We start from the raw sequence: 16,657 nt of genomic DNA on the forward strand, positions 1-16,657 counted from the left end.
CAGGCATCGGGGGGCACCCCTTTAGTGGGGACGCGCGTCGCATACCCCCGTGTGTGTGCTTTCGCACATGATGAAGGGTGGGGGTGAGACGCCGTCCCACACCGGCCATTCAGGGGTTGACTGCCCGCAGTGGTCGCCGGCCGGCGTGCGAGGAGGGGGAGAACAGGAATGACGATGCCCGCGGTGCTTCAGGTGCAAGACCTGGTGAAGTCCTACGGTCAGGGTGATGCGGGGTTCACCGCCCTGGGCGGGGTGAGTCTGGCGATCGAGGCGGGGGAGTCGGTGGCGATCGTGGGGAAGTCCGGGTCGGGCAAATCCACCCTGATGCACCTGCTGGCCCTGCTGGACGCCCCGACCTCCGGTGCCGTGGCCCTGCACGGGTCGCCCACCGCATCGATGAGTGCCCGGGAGCTGAACCGGGTCCGCAACGCCTCCTTCGGGTTCGTGTTCCAGCAGTTCTACCTCACCGCGAACCAGACGGTGCTGGAGAACGTGGTGCTGCCGCTGAAGATCGCCGGAGTGGGCGCGGCCGAACGCAAACGCCGGGGCCTGGCGGTCCTGGAGCGCCTGGAGCTGGCGGAGAAGGCCCACAGCAGGGCGGTGGATCTGTCCGGGGGGCAGAAGCAGCGGGTGGCGATTGCCCGGGCGGTGGTCAACGATCCGGCGGTGATCTTCGCCGATGAGCCCACGGGGAATCTGGATTCGGCCACCGGGTCGGTGGTCCAGGACATCCTCTTCGAGCTCAACCGCCAACGGGGCATCACCTTGGTGGTGGTCACCCACGACGCGGACCTGGCGGGCCGCTGCGACCGCCGGGTGCAGCTGCGCGACGGGCGGATCGTGGAGACACCGGCCCGTACCGTCCCCGGGCCGGGCCTCGGCGGGGTAGAGGCCGCCCCTCAGGGCGGGGCCGCCCTCGGGGTCACCGGCGGTGTCCGGTGAGGGGGCGGGACCTGGTCGGCTCCGCGGTGACCAGCACGCTGCGGGGCCGGATCCGCACGGTGCTGACCGTGGTGGCCGTGTTCATCGGCGCCTGTGCCCTGACCCTGACCTCGGGGATGGGCACCGGGGTCAACCGCTACATCGACGTCACCGTCGCCACCTTCGGTGACGCCAGCGCACTGTACGTGCAGAAGTCCCAGCCGCTGATCGAGCTGTCTGCCGGGTCGGGGCCGCAAAAATACGATCCGGACTCCACCCAGATCGCCACCGGGTTCGGGGTGTCCTTCGTGGGCCTGTCGGACCAGGACGTCGCCACCATCGAGGGGATCGACGGGGTGGGGGAGGTGGCACCGGTCTACAACGTGGTCCCCACCTATCTGCAAGCCGGGCAGGAGAGGTTCCAGCTGACCCTGGGCATCCCGGTCGACTCCGAAGGAGTGCAGATGGCCTCCGGGTCGGTCGCGGCCGAGGGTGCGGACGAACTGGCGATCCCCGACACCTGGGTCACCGACCTCGGCTTCGGCTCACCCCAGGAGGCCGTCGGGGCCACCGTGCAGATCGTGATGACCAACAAAGCCGGGCAACAGCAGGAATTCGACGCCCGCGTCTCCGGGGTGACCCAGGCCAGCCTGGCCGGGGTGTCCAGGAACCCCATCCCCTCGACCTCCTTCAACGAACGCCTCTACGCCTACCAGGTCAGCGGCAGCCCCGAGGAGATCCCGGCCAGTTACATCATGGCCCGGGCCATCATGGACGACGCGGGCCGGGCCGGACCGATCCAGGCCCAACTGGAGGAGGCCGGGATGATCGGGCTGACCGTCGAGGACCAGCTGGGCATGTTCCGCACCGTCATCAACGCCATCATCTGGATCCTCAACGCGTGCGCGATCATCGCCCTGATCGCTGCCGGACTGGGCATCGTCAACACGCTGCTGATGTCCGTCCAGGAACGCACCCGCGAGATCGGGCTGATGAAAGCCATGGGCATGAGCGGACCCAAGGTCTTCGGCCTGTTCTCCCTGGAAGCCGTATTCATCGGGCTGCTGGGGGCGGTGCTCGGGGCGGCCACCGGGGTAGCCGCCGGCACCTACCTGACCCAGGTGCTGGCCGAGGGCTTCCTGGCCGGGCTGCCCGGGCTGTCCCTGTTCACCTTCCAGGCCCCGAGAATCGCCCTGATCGTGGCGGCCGTCCTGACCATCGCCTTCGCCGCCGGCACGATCCCGGCCGTGCGCGCCGCCCGGAAAGACCCCATCACTGCCCTGCGCCACGAATGACCACACCCACCGGCGGCACTGCTACCGGCACAGCGAAGGACCACCGGCCATGAGCACCCCACCAGACAACCCGGACAACCCCGGCCACCCTGACGAGCCCGCCCGCAGCGGACCGCCCCGCTACACCCCGCCCGGAGGGCACGACCGTGCGCGGGACGGTCACGGGCAGCAGCACGACCCTGCGCCGGCGCCACCACAGCTCAAACGGCTGCTGGGTTTGACCGTGGCCTCGGGCGCCCTGTATGCGGCCCTCGGCGTCGTCGTCACGGTCATCTACGCCACCATGGACTTCGCCGCGATGTACCAGCGGATGGGGGTGCCGGCCGAGGACGCCGGGCAGATCGGCACCATGGTCGAGCAGATGCGCGGGATCTCGATCGCCTCCGGGGTGATCGGACTGGTGGTGCTGGTGGGCCTCTACGTCATGGAGTACGTGTTCCTGTCCAAGGGCGCGGACTGGGCGCGGATCCTCGGGATTGTGCTGGCGATTCTGAGCGCGGTGGGCTTCCTGGGCAACCTCTTCGGGTTCTGGCTCTACGGGCAGTGGGCGATCGTGCTGATCGGCCTCGGGATCGCCTTCATCGCGGTCAACATCGCCTGGCTGGTGACCGCGTTCCGAGCCCCGCTGCGCGACTGGTTCACCGCCCAGCACTACACCCGGTGATACCTCGTCACCCATCGGCGGTCCTCGCGACACCGACAGGAACGAAGCAGCCCTTGTGACACCGCCGCGACCCGCCTCCACGCATCACGACGACGAAAGGGACCGACCATGGCAGTCGAAACACGACCCACCACCGGCACGCCCGGCCCGTGGTTCCGCACCCTGTGCGGGGCCATCACCCTCGGCCTGAGCCTGGTGTGCGTGCTCTCGTCCCTGCCGTACCTGACCACGACCTCCGGCAGCGAGCAGTGGACCATCTGGGGGTTCTTCCTCTGGGGAGCCGGGCTTGCCGTCGGCGGGGCGTGGCTGATCCGCGGCCGGTCCAAGGGCCAGGACCTCGTCCTCGTCCGGGACCGGAAACGCTTGGTGACCGTCGCCGCCATGACGGTGCTGGTCGTGGGCCTGGCGGTCTTCTTCGCGACCCTGCCCGCCGGGGAGGACAGCACCTTTGATGCGTCCCTGGGATACCGGACGATGTTCGCCAATCTCTTCGCATCCTTGCCGTTGCTGCTCTTCGACCGTCAGGAGCACCCGGAGCGCACCGCGCCGTTGCCGCAGGACGGTCCCGGCCGGGGCAAGGTGAAACGGCGGATCCTGCTGGTCATTGCCGGGGTGGTGGCCTGGCCGGCCGGGCTGGCGCTGGGGGAGCTGGTGCACCCGTGGTTCGAGGAGATCCTGCCCCGCCTGGGTACCGGACTGCTGGCCGCGGCCGCCGTGCTGGGCTACCGGTTGCGGAAGTCCCGGGCACAGGGAACCGACCCCGTCGCGTCCCCGGGCCGGTAGGACGTGAGCCCGGCCATGGCTACGGTGAGCCCACGACCCTGGGAGAGGGCAGTCGATGTTCGTGGCACCGGGAACCGGTGAGGGTCCCGCCCCGAAGAAGGACCGGAAGTGGCTGTGGGGGCTGGGCGCGTGGCTGTTCTGGTTCATCGTCGCCGACGAGCTGGTCGAGGCCGCGCTGGCCTGGTTGGTGGCCACCGGCGGGTACGGGTTCTCCAACGCGATCATCGGGCTGCTCACCCTGGGCGGGTGCTTCATCGGCGTGCAACGGCTGCACGTCAAACACCGGCGCCTGGAGACCGAGGGTGACCCGGACCCGCTGCCGGCACCTTACGACTACCAGACCCAGGCCCAGGGAGGGGTCTTCATGGGCTGGGCGTTCGGGATCATCACCTGGGTCGCCACGCTGGCGTGGTTGGTCTTCGTCGGGGTGGGTTCGGCGATGACGTTCGGGCCAATCCTCGGGACGACGATCCTGTGGGTCGGGCGGATGGAGATGGCCCACGCCCGCGTCATGGACGCCCGCCGCGGTCAGCCGCCGGCACCTGTCGACCACGACTGAGCGAGGAAGGCCGAGGGTGCCCCAGACACCCGAACCACCTGGAGGCCCCGAGCCCCGGCTTTACATATGGTCCGGTTAGCGGCGGGCCGTGCTGCGGTGGAGGTTGCGCTTTGCGCAGTCCCCACAAGTAACGATTCCCGCGCGCGAAGAGCCTAAGTAGCGTGGCTAGACGGCAGTATCTCGATACCCCCTTGACCCATGGAGAAGCCGTGAAGTGGAAATCGCAGACGATGCTCCTGCTCATGGTCGCCGTCGCACTGATCCTGATCGGTTACCTCCTCGATGCTGTGTGGCTGTGGGCTGTTGCCATCGGATTCTTCGCCGCCGCAGCCAGCTCAGCGCGGGCCACACGACGGGCCAGCGGTCGCTCCCATGGGGACCGTGAGTGACAAAGGGCATTCCTCGATAGTCGGTGGCTGCTACGTCGTATGGACCAATAGGAAGTGATCGAGGCCGTTCTGGCGGGGCTCGAGCTCGAAGCCGCGGCGGGTCATCACAGGACTGAGGCGGCGTGCGGACGCTGAGGCCTAGGCTCAGGCCATGAGCACGCCTGCGCCGGCTTACCGGGGACCGGACACCTCAATCGCTCCGAGAGCTGGCATGGAGCTCAGTGATTGGCGTTTCGCCAACCGGATCGTGGCGATGCTCGCACTGTTGCTGTGGGGCTTCAATCAGCTCGGACATGGGGTAGCCGTCCGGGACGGTCCTCAGTACGTCTGCCTCAGTGAGGGGCCGTCGCAGAGCGCGCAGGCACTCGGGGCAACGGATCAGGGGAACATCACCGGAGAGATGTCGTTCCTTCCCCCGACGTTCTTCTGCGGCTACCCCCATCGAGATGCCGGGCAGCCCCCGGTCGTCGTCGACATGTATCCGCTCGGACAGTGGCTTTTTTGGATTTCGCTGTTGATCCTGGCGCTGACTGCGGTGTTTGCCCTCGTTCTTCGGCGCCGGGCGCGATCGTAGAGCTACGCCCCTGATGCCGCCCACCATTCCACGCCCAAGGCCGTGCAGTTGGGATTGGTGTCTGGTTTGGTTCTGCCGTGGTGGGCTTACGCCGGGTCAGGCACTGGATGGGTCCGAGGCGGCATGGGGCCGGCGACCTCCAGCACGGCTGTTTCGTAGTCTCCGCCGAAGCTCACCTGGGTGACGTCCTTGAGCCGGACCTTGTCCATGAGCTGCTCCCAATGGCACTGGGGCGTGACGGGCAGCAGCCACAGGCTCTTCTTTCTCCACTGGACCGGCACGCCGATCAACAGTTTCCCGGGCCGTTTCGCCTCCCGATACACGCACACCACCCCGGTCGCAGACACAGCGCCGGTGATGATCGTGCGCGGATCCGAAAGCGCGAACCCGGTGGAGGGACGTGCCGGGGGCCAGACATTGTGCTGGTGCAAGAAGGACAGGAAGGTGGTCTCCAGTACCACCTGCACGAGGTCTGTCAGGCGGAGCACCCGGTAGCCGTCGAGGTAGGCCCCGTCGCGGATATCAGCCAGCAACACCCACTCTTCCGAGAGCTCCAGGACCACCCCCTGCAGCACCTCCTCGGGCTCCACCGCCCGCTGGATCCGCACCGGGGTGGCCGTGGCAAGGGACTCGCGCAGAGTCGCGAGCAACTTCTTCCGGGACTGGCTCTTCTTGGTCACGGCACATTCTGACACCGCCCCTCCGGTGCCCGGTCATGACACGGCACCATCGCAGAGACCAGCGTTCTCCGGTCCTCCCTACGGGGCGGATCCACGCCTTCCAAATGCCGGCCCCTGCCGTTGCCGTGGGGGTTCGCCAGCGTGCCGTGGGGCGGGAAGCACCTGCGAGACTCCCCTCATGACCATCGACATCAAAGCCATGCTCTACCGGGTCGTTGCTGAGGTGTTCGACGAGACGTTCGCCGTGACGACCGTGAGCTCCAGCGATGATGCCTGGCTGCACGGGGTGCAGGTGAGTCGCCGCGCCGATAATGGCCGCGCAGCCATTATCCGGGCCAGTTACGAGTGGATGGATGCCTTTGTTCCTGAGCTGGAGGTTCAGGTCACCCTCTTCGACTACGACGACGTGGAGGCGGAGAAAGAAGCCGAGCTGCGACGGCTCTGCCTGGTCATGCGCGCCTACCTTCACGGGGAAGGGTGCATCGAACGGCGACGGCGGCTGTTTCGCCGGGGTACGGTGCCGGCCCTGCGAGTCGAGGTGGACGGCCTTGAATGGCGCCTCGGTCGGCACTTTTCCTCGGTGCCCTGCCCATAGAGCTGTCTCGTCCGGTCCGTCGTCCACGGCCGGCTTCCGGGCCCGAAAGACAGACCCTCCTGGAACTGCGATTGGGATGCCCGATTGCGGTGGCCTTGCTGGGTCACGCGTGGCGTGCCGGGCGTTGGTCGGCCAGGCGGTGCATAGGCTGTCCGGGTGGATGAGACATCGTCGACCGGGTCTCAGCGTCGGCTGTTGTCCCAGATTCTGCTCCACAGCGGTCTGTTGGCGCCGGTGCTGAAAGAACAGTTCGATTCCTTGGTGATCACCGAGGTCCGGGACTGCGGTTGTTTCGACTTCACCGTGGACCCGACCACGCCCCGGCTTCCGGAGAACACCGAGTGTCCGCTGTGGTTCCACACTGTCAGCGACACCACCCCGGTTGAGGCCTTGGGCGTGTATCTGTGGCACGAGCAGGGCCACGCCGGCGGGGTGGAGATCACCTGGGCCGACGCCGATCACCACCCACCTCTGGCGGAGTTGCGCATCGAGGAAGTGTGAGGCCCGCCCAGGGCAGTCGGGTGCCCGTTCTGTCGGCGCCTGCTGGGTAGGGTGCGGGAATGAGGCTCTCGTATCCGGTGTGGGTCCGGTTCAACGGTTGCGACCGTGCACTGATCTGGCAGACCGACGACAGCACCCAGGTCACTGACGAGGACACCGACGCGGTCCTCGTCCTGGACGGGAGAATCGTCACCGCTTCCACCACCGAGGACCTCACCACCGTGGCCGCCCGGCACGGCCTCGAGCTGGAGGACAGCGATGGGGCCGTGCAGGTTCTCGACGACGTCGAGGAGCTGCTGGAGCTTCCCGCCTCTGAGGCGATCTGCGCGCAGGTGTTGGATGCGTGGAATCTGTTCGCCGACATCGCCCGCAGCGTCTCGGCCACCCTCGATGACACCGGAGAGGCGTGGCAGCAGTGCTATGACAAGCTGTTCTTCGGCAACAACCTCCCCAGCGTCACCCCTGCCGGGGAGGAATATCGGCCCTGCTTCACGGTCGAGGAACAACGGCTCATCCGAGATGTCTTCATCCGTGGCCGCGCCATTCTCGCCACTCACCTCTGAGCCAGGGCGGGCCGCCCCCGGGCGCACCCACACGGTCCCGGATGGGCGCTGCCGGCGGGGGGGGAGAGGCGCGGTCTTCCGCCGCCGGGGTGATCCGGGGCAGAATCTGATCACTCGAGGACCTCGTGAGCGCTGTCGCCACAGCGCGGCGGGGTCCTCGGCCGATCCGTATCACGATCCCGGTACCTGGCCGGGAGGAATCCGAAGGAAGGAGCTGCGATGAACCCCGATGAGTGCCCTGTCTGTGACACCGGTGTCCTTGCCACCTGGCAGGTGGCCGCCACGAACGAGACCATCCGCGTGTGCGATGAGTGCGACGGCGTGTGGGAGGCCACCGATGAGCTGCCGGGTCCACCCCTGACGACGATCGAGCAGTTCCTTCTCCTGCGCGGCCGGCCGCCGCTGTGGAGCGAGCTGCACCGACTCGACGAGGCGCCCGCCTCGTGAGCAAGCCACGGGCGGCCACCACGGGTGACTCGGCGTGGGCGCAGTACCAGCGCACTGCGCGGCTGAGCAGCACCACGCTGATCCTCAAGGGCGGACCGATCTTTGACCCCGCCAAGGTGGCCGCCAATCCTCAGGACTACCTGCTGGACATTTTCGAGCACGAGGCCGAGGCCGCCGCGCTGTGGCAGTCCCGTCGGCGACGGGACCGGGACTGGAGCGAGGGCGAGATCCGGCTGCGCTACCAGGGGGCCGAGCTGCTGCCGTTCGGGGCGGTGGATCACGTCTTGGCGCTGTGGTGCTACCTGCTCCATGTGGTCGAGGAGTTCCTGGACACCGGCCGCGGGAAGACCTACTACCCGGACCAGCCGCTGCCGGTGGTGCTGGAGACGGTCAAGCACAAGGTGTTCTTCTCCACCGACGAGACCCGGGTGATGGTGGAGCCCGTCCCCTTCCTCGATTCGTTGCTCGATGAGGCGCAGCGGTTCTTCGCCTGGGCCCAGAGCAACCTCGCTGAGCCGTCGATGGACCGGGAGATCGCGCAGCTACGGGAACGGCTGGCTCAGCTGTAGAGTCCTGGCGCCGAGCAGCAACTCGTCCGCAGCATCCTCTCCAGCGACCGCACCGACCTCTCCACTCACCCCTGATCCCAACCGTCGAGCTGGCCAGGAATCGCTTTACATATGGCCCGGTTAGAGGCGGATCTCCGCGAGCTCAGCAGCGCCCAGGCTTCGAGCTGCCCGCTTTGTGGTCGGGGTTAGTAGGGGGCCCCGTCGCTGGTGAGGGCTTCCTGGACGCGTTGGGTGAACATGGGTGCCAGGGTCCGGACGTATTCGACGGTGAGGTGATTGTTGTCCCAGTAGGTGTACACGTTGCCGATAACCGGCACACAGGTGCCTTCGGGGCAGATCAGATCCCCCAGGTCGACCATCGAGACCTGTGCCAGTTCGCCGGCCACCGGGTCCAGCGGGCTGTCCGGGCCCAGAATCACGTGGGAGGCAGCGCACTGGGGGGCGTCGGCCCCGTGGTCCACGGCGCACTGGGCGGGGACGAAGTCGAAGCGGGCGTTGTCGCGCAGCCCGATGACCTGGATGCCGCGCTCCGCCAGGCTACGGAGGCGTTGTTCCATCCCGGGGGTGAACTGTTCCTCGTTCTCATCGGTGCTGCGGGTGCCCTGGACCAGCACCAGCTCCGGGTTCACGGCCTCGATCACCGGGTCGGTGCCCTCCAACCATCGGGCGCATTCCTGGTGGTCGGCGACCTGTTCCTCGACGGTGGAGTACATGCAGTTACCGCGGATATAGGTCACCACCCGCCAGTTCTTGGCCTTGGCCAGTTCCTCGATCGCGGGGATCCACATGTGCACGTGACTGTTGCCGATGACCATCAGTGTCGCGGCGGGATCGGCGTTGGGGACGGTGTCGAAGCACCACTGCTGATAGCTGTCGGCGATCCCGAGCTCGGCCGGGCAGGGCTCACCCAGCCCTGGTTTCTGGTAGTAGTCGCCGGTGACCACCGGGATCGCTTCCGCCTCCGGGTCACCCTGGTACTGGAAGCCCGGCAGCAGGGCCGCGGCCCCGGGGTTGTTGCGATCGGCGGCGGCCAGCACCTCGGCGGCCCGCCGGTCCTGGACCTGCTGCAGCGACAGCACGGGCACGGCGACCACCGCCAGGCTCACCGCGACCGTGAGCGCCAGGCGCCGCTTGTTCTGCTCCGGCCACGCCCAGGCCTTGAACCGGTCTTCGACCAAACGGGTGATCACCACGGCCAGGACCACCGAGAGCACCACCAGCACCACCCCGGAGCGGGGCCCGGCCATCGGGCGGTCGCGCAGCACCAGATAGGTGATCAGCAGCGGCCAGTGCACCAGGTACAGCGCGTAGGCGCAGTCTCCCAGCCGCACCAACGGCGCCGAGGCGAGGATCCGGTCCAGCCCGAACGGGGACCCGGTTCGGCCGGCCACGATGATCGCCGCCGCCGAGGCCAGCGGCCACAGCGCGATCCACCCCGGGAAGGCGCCTTGGACGTCCACCAGCACCCCGACCGAGACCATGCTGACCAGCCCGAACCAGCCCAGGAGCACCCGGGCTGCCCGGGGCGGATTCAGGTACGGCAGCGCCAGGGCCAGCAGCGACCCGAGGGCGAACTCCCACAACCGGGTGCGGGTGTCGAAGTAGGCGAACTCCTGCTGAACGGATGTGGAGTACACCGACCAGGCCAGGGAGGCCGCGAAGATCGCCGCGAAGAACACCGCCAGCACCGGCACCGGCCGCCACCCGAACCGCCGGTGCAGCCACCAGGCCGCCCCGAACACCAGGGGCCACAGCAGAAACACCTGCCCTTGGACCGACAGGGACCAGAAGTGCTGGAACGGCGAGGCCGTGGAGTGATCCACCGCGTAGTAGTCCACCGCGGACAACGCCAGCGCCCAGTTCTCCGCGTAGAACACCGAGGCCAGCGCCTCGGCGCGCCAGCGTCCGACGTCGTAGCCGGGGTAGAGCAGCTCCACTGCCACCAGGGTGGCCAGGATCGTGAGCACCGCCAGCGGCAGCAGCCGCTTGAACACGTGCAACCAGTACCGCCCCAGGGCCAGGGGCCGGCCTGCCTCGAGCTTGCGCACGAAGGACAGCGTGAGGAAGAACGCGGAGATCAGCAGGAACACGTCCACGCCCCCGGAGACCCGCCCGAGGAACACGTGGTAGACCACCACCAGCAGCACCGCCACCGCGCGCAGGCCCTGCACCTCGGGGCGGAACCCCGAATACCGGGCCACCTGCCGGACGTCGACATCGGATCCGTAGGTGGTGCCGGCGGTAGCGGGGGTGAGGGGCTGACCGAACACACGCGGCATGGAGGACCTCCTGAACGGCCGCTCCTCGAAAAGTGGACAAGGGGACGGGGCGGCAACGCCGAAAATCTACCGCCGGCCCCGGCCACCCCCAGCACCGGGGTCCGGTCACCGGCGACCCGATGACCCCTGCATTGCTGGGCGGCGCAGGGGCCCAGTTGGTCAAGCCCCCTGGAGTGGTGTAGCGATCTTTCGTGTAAGGGTCAGGCTGTGAGCGCGGTCAGGGGGTCGGTGGTCACCTCGCTTCCGGTGTCCGCGACGGTGGTGAGCCGGCAGCGGGTGAGGACCTCGAGGCCGAGATAGCGGCGGCCTTCGGCCCACTCGTCGGTCTGCTCGGCCAGCACGGCTCCCACGAGGCGGACGATGGCTTGCCGGTTGGGGAAGATCCCGACCGCGTCGGTCCGGCGCCGGATCTCCCGGTTCAGCCGCTCAGCTGGGTTGTTGGACCAGATCTGGGCCCAGACGTCCTTGGGGAAGTTCGTGAACGCGAGGATGTCCTCACGGGCATCGGCCAGGTATTCAGCCACCGCGGGCAGCTTCTCGGCGACGTAGTCCAGCAACCGGTCGAACTGGGCGTTCACGGCTGTCGCGTCGGGCTGGTCGTAGACGCTGTGGAGCATGGCTTTGACGGCCGGCCACATGGACTTCGGGCAAATCGACATGAGATTGGCCGCGTAGTGGGTGCGGCACCTCTGCCAGGACGCCCCGGGCAGGTTCGCCGCGATCGCGTCCTTGAGCCCGGCGTGGGCGTCACTGGTGACCAGGCGGACCCCGCCCAGGCCGCGGGCCACCAGATCGGCGAAGAACTCGTTCCAGGCCGCCCCGGTCTCGGCCGTGGCCACCCGCATGCCCAGGACCTCACGGTGGCCGTCACCGTTGACCCCGGTGGCCAGGAGCACGACCGCGTTCACCACGCGCCCGCCCTCGCGGACTTTCATCGTCAGTGCGTCGGCGGCGACGAAGGTGAACGGCCCGACGTCCCCGAGGGGCCGGTGGCGGAAGGACTCCACGTGCTCGTCGAGGTCACCGGCCATCCTTGAGACCTGGGACTTCGACAGGGCGTTGATCCCAAGGGTCTTCACCAGCTTGTCCATCCGGCGGGTCGAGACCCCGGCGAGGTAGCAGTCGGCGACCACGGTGATCAGCGCGGACTCGGCCCGCTTGCGGCGCTCCAGCAACCACTCCGGGAAGTAGGTGCCGGCCCGCAGTTTCGGGACGGCTACGTCGATCGTGCCCACGCGGGTGTCGAGGTCGCGGTGGCGGTAGCCGTTGCGCTGGGTTACCCGCTCGGGAGCGGGTCGGCCCCACTCGGCGCCGACCACCGCGTCCGCGTCGGCGGAGAGCAGCGCGTTGATCACCGTCTGCAGCAGGTTGCGCATCAGATCCGGCGAGGCTTCGGACAGGGCTTCACCGAGCAGGCCGGTGGGGTCGACAATGTGAGGAGCGGTCATCGTGATGATGTCCTTTCGAGGGTGCTGTGAGAGGTGAACTCGAAAGATCTCACGGTGGCCGCGCCCTCGTCCGCAACGACGAGCAGGGCCACCGCGCTACACCACTATCGGGGGCTCAACTCATAGGGGCCTGCGCCCGCTAGATGGTCCGCACACACGGAAGCCTCCACGGCCCACCGCTTCGTTCCCCGTCCACCGGCCCGACTGGTTTCGCTTATTGGTCTCCCACCCCCTGCCCTGTCGGGAGCGGGCTGCTCCACGGGGTGCAACGACCCCCGTGGTCCCATCGTGGGAATCGGACGCCGCGCGGGACAAACCCTGGCCGTGCAGACGATGTTCTTGCGGCCACTGTGACGTCGAGCAGGCGCCGGAGGCACGCACCGACGGCGCAACTCCGTGGGAATCTTGACGGAATCTTGAGGATCCCGCGAGGTGGGCGTCAAGTGTGGACGAGACCCTGAAGTTAGATCGGCTCCGGATGCCCCGGGGCCATGGACGCGACCCCCGACGGGCCGCACACTTCGCTGGCCCTGGAAGGGCCGGCTCGATCAGGGGGAGTCATGAGCGCGATGTCACGAGCGGAGAGAACCGATTCAGGGAGACTCGACGATGCACTGATCCGGCCCACACGCCGGTTGGTGGGGATCGATGCGGCGAGGGGGTTGGCGCTGGTCGGGTTGATGGCCATCCACATCCTGCCCTCTTGGAACGAGGAGACCGGGGAGGCCAGCTTCACCTGGCGGATCTTCTCCGGGGACTCCGCAGCCCTGTTCGCCCTGCTGGCCGGGGTCGGACTGGCCCTGACTTCCGGCGGAAGCCACCCGCACGAAGGCAAGGCGATGACCGCCGACCGGATCGGCCTGGCGATACGGGCCGTGCTGATTGCGGCGGTGGGGCTGTGGATCGGGACGCTGATGCCCGAAGACGCCCCGGCGGACAACATCTTAATCTACTACGGGGTGTTCTTCCTGCTGGCAATCCCCTTCCTGCACGCCGGGCCGAAGGTACTCTTCATCTCCGCGGCGGTCTTCGGGCTCGTGTCCCCGCTGCTGATGCAGGGCCTGCTCAACGAGCTGCCCGCCTGGAGCAACTACAATCCCACCCTCACCACCGTCCTGACGGAGCCGGGGGCCACGGCCTCCCAGTTGCTGCTCACCGGGACCTACCCAGCCCTGCCGTACATGACTTATCTGCTGGTCGGCATGGGTCTGGGCCGGTTGAACCTGCGCAAGCAGGAGGTGCAGATCCGGCTGCTGGTCATCGGTGTCGGGATCGCGATCTTTGCTCAGGCCACCTCCTACTTCCTGCTCTACGCCTTCGGCGGCTACCAGCGGCTGCTGGACGCCTCCTCGTTCGGTGAGGAGGAACTCGCCGAGGTCCTGATCTGGGGACCGGACTCCCTGCCGACCTCCACGGTGTGGTGGCTGGCGATCGCCACCCCGCACACCAACACCCCGCTGGCGATCGCGGCCAGCCTGGGCGTGAGCCTGGCCGTGCTCGGGGCCTTCCTGCTGATCGCCCGCAAGGCCGAGGCCTGGCTGCTGCCGCTGGCAGCGATGGGCGTCATGACTCTGACCCTGTACACCGCTCACCTGGTGGGCCTGTCCTTCGAGCTCCACTACGACCAGCCGTACCTGTGGTTCCTGATCCACGTGACGCTGGCGGCCTTGTTCGCGGTCGCCTGGTACCGCGCCCTGGGCCAGGGCCCGCTGGAACGGGTTGTCAGCCTCAGCGTGAAAGGCACCCGCCGGCTCGTGCTCGGAGGGACCACTGGGACCTCGCGCAGGTAGGTGCCTCTGCACCGCCGCAGGCCGTGCCCGTCACCAAGCTCCGAAGCTCTTGGTGGCGGGCACGGCCCGCAGTCGTTTTCAAGCCTTAGGTCCGGGTGCTCCCAGTGTTCAGCCGGTGGGGCGACGGTAGGGCAGGTGGATCCGGAAGCTGGCGCCCCGGCCGTGGCCGTCGCTGGTGGCCTCCAGGGTTCCGCCCTGGGCCTCGACGAGGGCCTTGCTGATCGCCAGGCCCAGCCCCGAGCCGCCGCGGTGGGCCTCCCGGCCGGTGTTCGCGCGGTAGAAGCGCTCGAAGACGTGCGGGAGGCTCTCGGCACTGATGCCCTCCCCGGTGTCGGTGACGGTGTAAGTGACCGCCTCGGCGGTGTGGTCGGTGCGCAGGATGATGGTGCCCCCGGTCGGGGTGTGGCGCAGGGCGTTCTCCAGCAGGTTGCTCAGCACCTGGCCCATCCGTTCCGGGTCCAGCGGCACCGGGGCGGTCTCCGGGCCGGTGCTCACCGCGGTGATCGACACACCCTTGCCGGCGGCGTCGGGCTCGATGGCCGCGACCGCCTGGACCGCCAAATGCTCCGGGTCTTGGGGGGTGAGCTGCAGGCGGGTCATGCCCTCTTCGGCGGCGGTGAGCTGGCGGATGTCGCGGGCCAGGCGCTCCAGGCGGGTGATCTGGGCGTGAAGGATGCCGGTGGTGTGCGCATCGAGGGCGACCACCCCGTCCTCGACCCCTTCCAGGTGGCCTTTGAGGCTGGCCAGTGGGGTGCGCATCTCGTGGGCTAGGTCGGCGAGCATCTGGCGCCGTGTGGTGTCCACCGCGCTGAGCTTGGCCGCCATCTCGTTGAAAGAGGAGGCCAGGGCGTCGAACTCCGGGCCCAGCTTGGTGGAGGTGACGCGGACATCGTAGTTGCCCGCGGCCACCTCACCGGCGGCGGTGCTGAAAGAGGCCAGGGACCGCCCGATCGTGCGGTAAAGGTAGAAGGTGAGCAGCCCGGCGATGTAGAGAGCCGGCAACCCGCCGATGGCCAGGGCCGTGAGACTCACCGAGCGGAAGGCGTCCTCCAGGTGCACCAGCCCGAGGGCCTCATCGGCGTGACCCGACTCGACGAGCTCGTGGTAGAACATGTTCGGCCCGACCAGCACCGCGGTCACGACCACGATGATCAACCCGATCAACAGCACCGCGGTCTGGGCCAGCATCAACCGCACCGTCAACGGGCTCCAGGACCAGCGCGGGCTTGTTAAGACAGTGCTGCTCATTCTCCGGTGCCCATCCGGAAACCGATCCCGCGGATCGTATGGATGAACTTCGGGCTGGCGGCCTCATCGCCGAGCTTCTTGCGGATCCGCCCGATGTGCACGTCCACCAGGTGTTCGTCCCCGGTCCAGCGCGTGTCCCAGACGATCTCCACCAGCTGCCGGCGCGAGAGCACCATCTGCGTGTGCGTCGCCAGGGCGGCCAGCAGATCGAACTCGATCCGGGTCAGTGCCACCGACTCCCCGCCCACGCGGACCTCCCGGGCGGCCTCGTCCACCACCAGGTCCCCGATCACCAGCTCCTGGGCCCGCCCCGCCGGCGGCGGGGTGGGCGCGGGGCGGGTGCGGGCCCGGCGCAGCATGGCCTGGACCCGGGCCACGAGCTCGCGCGGGCTGAACGGCTTGGTCACGTAGTCGTCGGCTCCCACCGACAGGCCCACGATCTTGTCGACCTCGTCGTCGCGGGCGGTGAGCATCAGCACGTGGCAGTCGGAGAAGGTCCGCACCTGACGGCACACCTCGATCCCGTCGATTCCCGGTAGCCCCAGATCCAGCACGAGGACGTCCGGGGCGTACTCCCGCACCGCGGCCACCGCGTCCGTGCCGTCGTGGCGCACCTCGACGTCCAGGCCCGCCTTGCGCAGATATTCCGCGACCAGTTCCGCCAGGTCGACCTCATCGTCGACCACCAGAACACGCCCGGTGAGCGGATCCGTCATCTGTCCTCCCTGTCCTGATCGCTGTGATGTGAGTGCTGTGAGCCTCGGTGTCCCGGGTGGCCGTGCTGCCCGCGCGGGACCGGCGGTGCGGGTGGGGCAGTCGTGGACGGGTTCACCGGCGAGCTGGTGGTCGGTGTGGTTGACGCTCTCCCGCACCGTGAACCGTCACGGCTTCTCCGCCGTCTTCACAATCCGAGGATGCAACGGGTGGTCTGTATCAGCGGATCCGGGAGCTGCCGCAGCCGACGATCTGAGGCCGTCCTGGCTTACGGGGTCCGTGATGCGTAGGTCGCCCCGTCGACGGGCATGTCACGGGGCGGGCCACAGCCCCGTCGCGGGGGACGCGTTCCCCATCACCTGAGGCGGTCAGCCGCTAGCCCCCCCGCTGACATGATGCCCGGGGTCAGCGCGTGGGCTCGTTGTCGGCGAGGGAGGATGGACTGAAGGGGAGGGCGTCGCTCTCGCGTTGCTTGAGGTCCTTATACCAGCGTGCTGCGTCGTCCTGGGAAGCGGATTCGACGGCGCGCTCGGTGCGGTCGCCGCGGAAAATCGAACGCATGATCAGCCAGAAGATGACGCCGATGCAGATGGACGGCAGCACAGCCGCGAAGTACTCCATGGATGTATTCTCCCTTA

General features: G+C 68.2%; 19 protein-coding genes. 13 read left to right on the plus strand and 6 right to left on the minus strand.

Features of this window, described 5'->3' with window-relative positions:
- Window positions 1-168 precede the first annotated feature (168 nt).
- The 7 genes from RF638_RS08630 to RF638_RS08660 all read left to right on the plus strand — a co-directional run bounded on the left by RF638_RS08630 (window position 169) and on the right by RF638_RS08660 (window position 5,185).
- Window positions 169-942 (plus strand): ABC transporter ATP-binding protein, encoded by a 774-nt coding sequence (locus RF638_RS08630; protein ID WP_109149405.1) that lies wholly within the window; start codon window positions 169-171, stop codon window positions 940-942.
- A gap of 26 nt (window positions 943-968) precedes the next feature.
- Window positions 969-2,216 carry an ABC transporter permease gene (locus RF638_RS08635; RefSeq protein ID WP_249033839.1) on the plus strand — a complete coding sequence of 416 codons (1,248 nt, stop codon included), beginning with the start codon at window positions 969-971 and terminating at the stop codon, window positions 2,214-2,216.
- A gap of 49 nt (window positions 2,217-2,265) precedes the next feature.
- On the plus strand, window positions 2,266-2,880 hold the full coding sequence (locus RF638_RS08640) for a hypothetical protein (protein WP_368841784.1): 615 nt from the start codon (window positions 2,266-2,268) through the stop codon (window positions 2,878-2,880).
- 108 nt (window positions 2,881-2,988) lie between these two features.
- Window positions 2,989-3,663, plus strand: a complete 675-nt coding sequence (locus RF638_RS08645) for a hypothetical protein (protein ID WP_109222932.1) — start codon at window positions 2,989-2,991, stop codon at window positions 3,661-3,663.
- A 55-nt stretch (window positions 3,664-3,718) separates the two neighbouring features.
- Window positions 3,719-4,222 carry a hypothetical protein gene (locus tag RF638_RS08650; protein ID WP_109222931.1) on the plus strand — a complete coding sequence of 168 codons (504 nt, stop codon included), beginning with the start codon at window positions 3,719-3,721 and terminating at the stop codon, window positions 4,220-4,222.
- Window positions 4,223-4,431: 209 nt separating this feature from the next.
- Entirely contained in the window at window positions 4,432-4,611 is a 180-nt protein-coding gene (locus RF638_RS08655) for a hypothetical protein (protein WP_109222930.1), read from the plus strand.
- A gap of 151 nt (window positions 4,612-4,762) precedes the next feature.
- Window positions 4,763-5,185, plus strand: coding sequence for a hypothetical protein (locus RF638_RS08660; protein ID WP_129701464.1), 423 nt, complete (start codon window positions 4,763-4,765; stop codon window positions 5,183-5,185).
- 86 nt (window positions 5,186-5,271) lie between these two features.
- On the opposite strand, the gene RF638_RS08665 is transcribed toward RF638_RS08660, so the two are convergent.
- Window positions 5,272-5,865, minus strand: a complete 594-nt coding sequence (locus tag RF638_RS08665; protein ID WP_109222928.1) for a hypothetical protein — start codon at window positions 5,863-5,865, stop codon at window positions 5,272-5,274.
- Window positions 5,866-6,043: 178 nt separating this feature from the next.
- Here RF638_RS08665 and RF638_RS08670 point away from each other — a divergent pair, with 178 nt between their 5' ends.
- From RF638_RS08670 to RF638_RS08690, 5 genes are all read left to right on the plus strand, one after another.
- Window positions 6,044-6,460, plus strand: coding sequence for a hypothetical protein (locus tag RF638_RS08670; protein ID WP_109222927.1), 417 nt, complete (start codon window positions 6,044-6,046; stop codon window positions 6,458-6,460).
- A gap of 156 nt (window positions 6,461-6,616) precedes the next feature.
- The gene (locus tag RF638_RS08675) at window positions 6,617-6,961 is read left to right on the plus strand and encodes a hypothetical protein (protein ID WP_129701466.1); all 345 of its coding nucleotides are present in this window, start codon (window positions 6,617-6,619) and stop codon (window positions 6,959-6,961) included.
- A 59-nt stretch (window positions 6,962-7,020) separates the two neighbouring features.
- The gene (locus RF638_RS08680; RefSeq protein WP_129701468.1) at window positions 7,021-7,524 is read left to right on the plus strand and encodes a hypothetical protein; all 504 of its coding nucleotides are present in this window, start codon (window positions 7,021-7,023) and stop codon (window positions 7,522-7,524) included.
- 219 nt (window positions 7,525-7,743) lie between these two features.
- Complete coding sequence (locus RF638_RS08685; protein ID WP_109222924.1) at window positions 7,744-7,971, plus strand: zf-TFIIB domain-containing protein; 228 nt, start codon at window positions 7,744-7,746, stop codon at window positions 7,969-7,971.
- Window positions 7,968-8,540: a hypothetical protein gene (locus tag RF638_RS08690; protein ID WP_109222923.1), complete on the plus strand. Its 573-nt coding sequence runs from the start codon at window positions 7,968-7,970 to the stop codon at window positions 8,538-8,540. The genes RF638_RS08685 and RF638_RS08690 overlap by 4 nt, the downstream gene beginning before the upstream one ends.
- A 185-nt stretch (window positions 8,541-8,725) precedes the next feature.
- On the opposite strand, the gene RF638_RS08695 is transcribed toward RF638_RS08690, so the two are convergent.
- Together RF638_RS08695 and RF638_RS08700 are read right to left on the minus strand one after the other, a co-directional pair.
- Window positions 8,726-10,819, minus strand: a complete 2,094-nt coding sequence (locus tag RF638_RS08695; RefSeq protein ID WP_109222922.1) for an acyltransferase family protein — start codon at window positions 10,817-10,819, stop codon at window positions 8,726-8,728.
- 200 nt (window positions 10,820-11,019) lie between these two features.
- Window positions 11,020-12,267, minus strand: a complete 1,248-nt coding sequence (locus RF638_RS08700; protein WP_109223276.1) for an IS256 family transposase — start codon at window positions 12,265-12,267, stop codon at window positions 11,020-11,022.
- A gap of 560 nt (window positions 12,268-12,827) precedes the next feature.
- On the opposite strand from RF638_RS08700, the gene RF638_RS08705 reads away from it, so the two are divergent.
- Window positions 12,828-14,057 carry a heparan-alpha-glucosaminide N-acetyltransferase domain-containing protein gene (locus RF638_RS08705; protein ID WP_238663207.1) on the plus strand — a complete coding sequence of 410 codons (1,230 nt, stop codon included), beginning with the start codon at window positions 12,828-12,830 and terminating at the stop codon, window positions 14,055-14,057.
- A 108-nt stretch (window positions 14,058-14,165) separates the two neighbouring features.
- Here the strand turns inward: RF638_RS08705 and RF638_RS08710 are convergent, their stop codons facing one another.
- From RF638_RS08710 to RF638_RS08720, 3 genes are all read right to left on the minus strand, one after another.
- Entirely contained in the window at window positions 14,166-15,305 is a 1,140-nt protein-coding gene (locus RF638_RS08710) for a cell wall metabolism sensor histidine kinase WalK (RefSeq protein WP_238663208.1), read from the minus strand.
- Window positions 15,302-16,021 (minus strand): response regulator transcription factor, encoded by a 720-nt coding sequence (locus RF638_RS08715; protein WP_095650770.1) that lies wholly within the window; start codon window positions 16,019-16,021, stop codon window positions 15,302-15,304. Before RF638_RS08715 ends, RF638_RS08710 begins: the two co-directional genes overlap by 4 nt.
- A gap of 403 nt (window positions 16,022-16,424) precedes the next feature.
- Window positions 16,425-16,640 (minus strand): hypothetical protein, encoded by a 216-nt coding sequence (locus RF638_RS08720; protein WP_095650769.1) that lies wholly within the window; start codon window positions 16,638-16,640, stop codon window positions 16,425-16,427.
- Window positions 16,641-16,657: the final 17 nt, after the last annotated feature.

This window comes from Kocuria sp. CPCC 205235 (assembly GCF_040980905.1).
Lineage (GTDB): Bacteria > Actinomycetota > Actinomycetes > Actinomycetales > Micrococcaceae > Kocuria > Kocuria carniphila.

Coding starts and splice junctions, on each gene's coding strand:
- RF638_RS08630 (WP_109149405.1), top strand. CDS start 169: ATGACGATGCCCGCGGTGCTTCAGGTGCAAGACCTGGTGAAGTCCTAC.
- RF638_RS08640 (WP_368841784.1), top strand. CDS start 2,266: ATGAGCACCCCACCAGACAACCCGGACAACCCCGGCCACCCTGACGAG.
- RF638_RS08645 (WP_109222932.1), top strand. CDS start 2,989: ATGGCAGTCGAAACACGACCCACCACCGGCACGCCCGGCCCGTGGTTC.
- RF638_RS08650 (WP_109222931.1), top strand. CDS start 3,719: ATGTTCGTGGCACCGGGAACCGGTGAGGGTCCCGCCCCGAAGAAGGAC.
- RF638_RS08660 (WP_129701464.1), top strand. CDS start 4,763: ATGAGCACGCCTGCGCCGGCTTACCGGGGACCGGACACCTCAATCGCT.
- RF638_RS08670 (WP_109222927.1), top strand. CDS start 6,044: ATGACCATCGACATCAAAGCCATGCTCTACCGGGTCGTTGCTGAGGTG.
- RF638_RS08680 (WP_129701468.1), top strand. CDS start 7,021: ATGAGGCTCTCGTATCCGGTGTGGGTCCGGTTCAACGGTTGCGACCGT.
- RF638_RS08685 (WP_109222924.1), top strand. CDS start 7,744: ATGAACCCCGATGAGTGCCCTGTCTGTGACACCGGTGTCCTTGCCACC.
- RF638_RS08695 (WP_109222922.1), bottom strand. CDS start 10,819: ATGCCGCGTGTGTTCGGTCAGCCCCTCACCCCCGCTACCGCCGGCACC.
- RF638_RS08700 (WP_109223276.1), bottom strand. CDS start 12,267: ATGACCGCTCCTCACATTGTCGACCCCACCGGCCTGCTCGGTGAAGCC.
- RF638_RS08705 (WP_238663207.1), top strand. CDS start 12,828: ATGAGCGCGATGTCACGAGCGGAGAGAACCGATTCAGGGAGACTCGAC.
- RF638_RS08710 (WP_238663208.1), bottom strand. CDS start 15,305: ATGAGCAGCACTGTCTTAACAAGCCCGCGCTGGTCCTGGAGCCCGTTG.
- RF638_RS08715 (WP_095650770.1), bottom strand. CDS start 16,021: ATGACGGATCCGCTCACCGGGCGTGTTCTGGTGGTCGACGATGAGGTC.
- RF638_RS08720 (WP_095650769.1), bottom strand. CDS start 16,640: ATGGAGTACTTCGCGGCTGTGCTGCCGTCCATCTGCATCGGCGTCATC.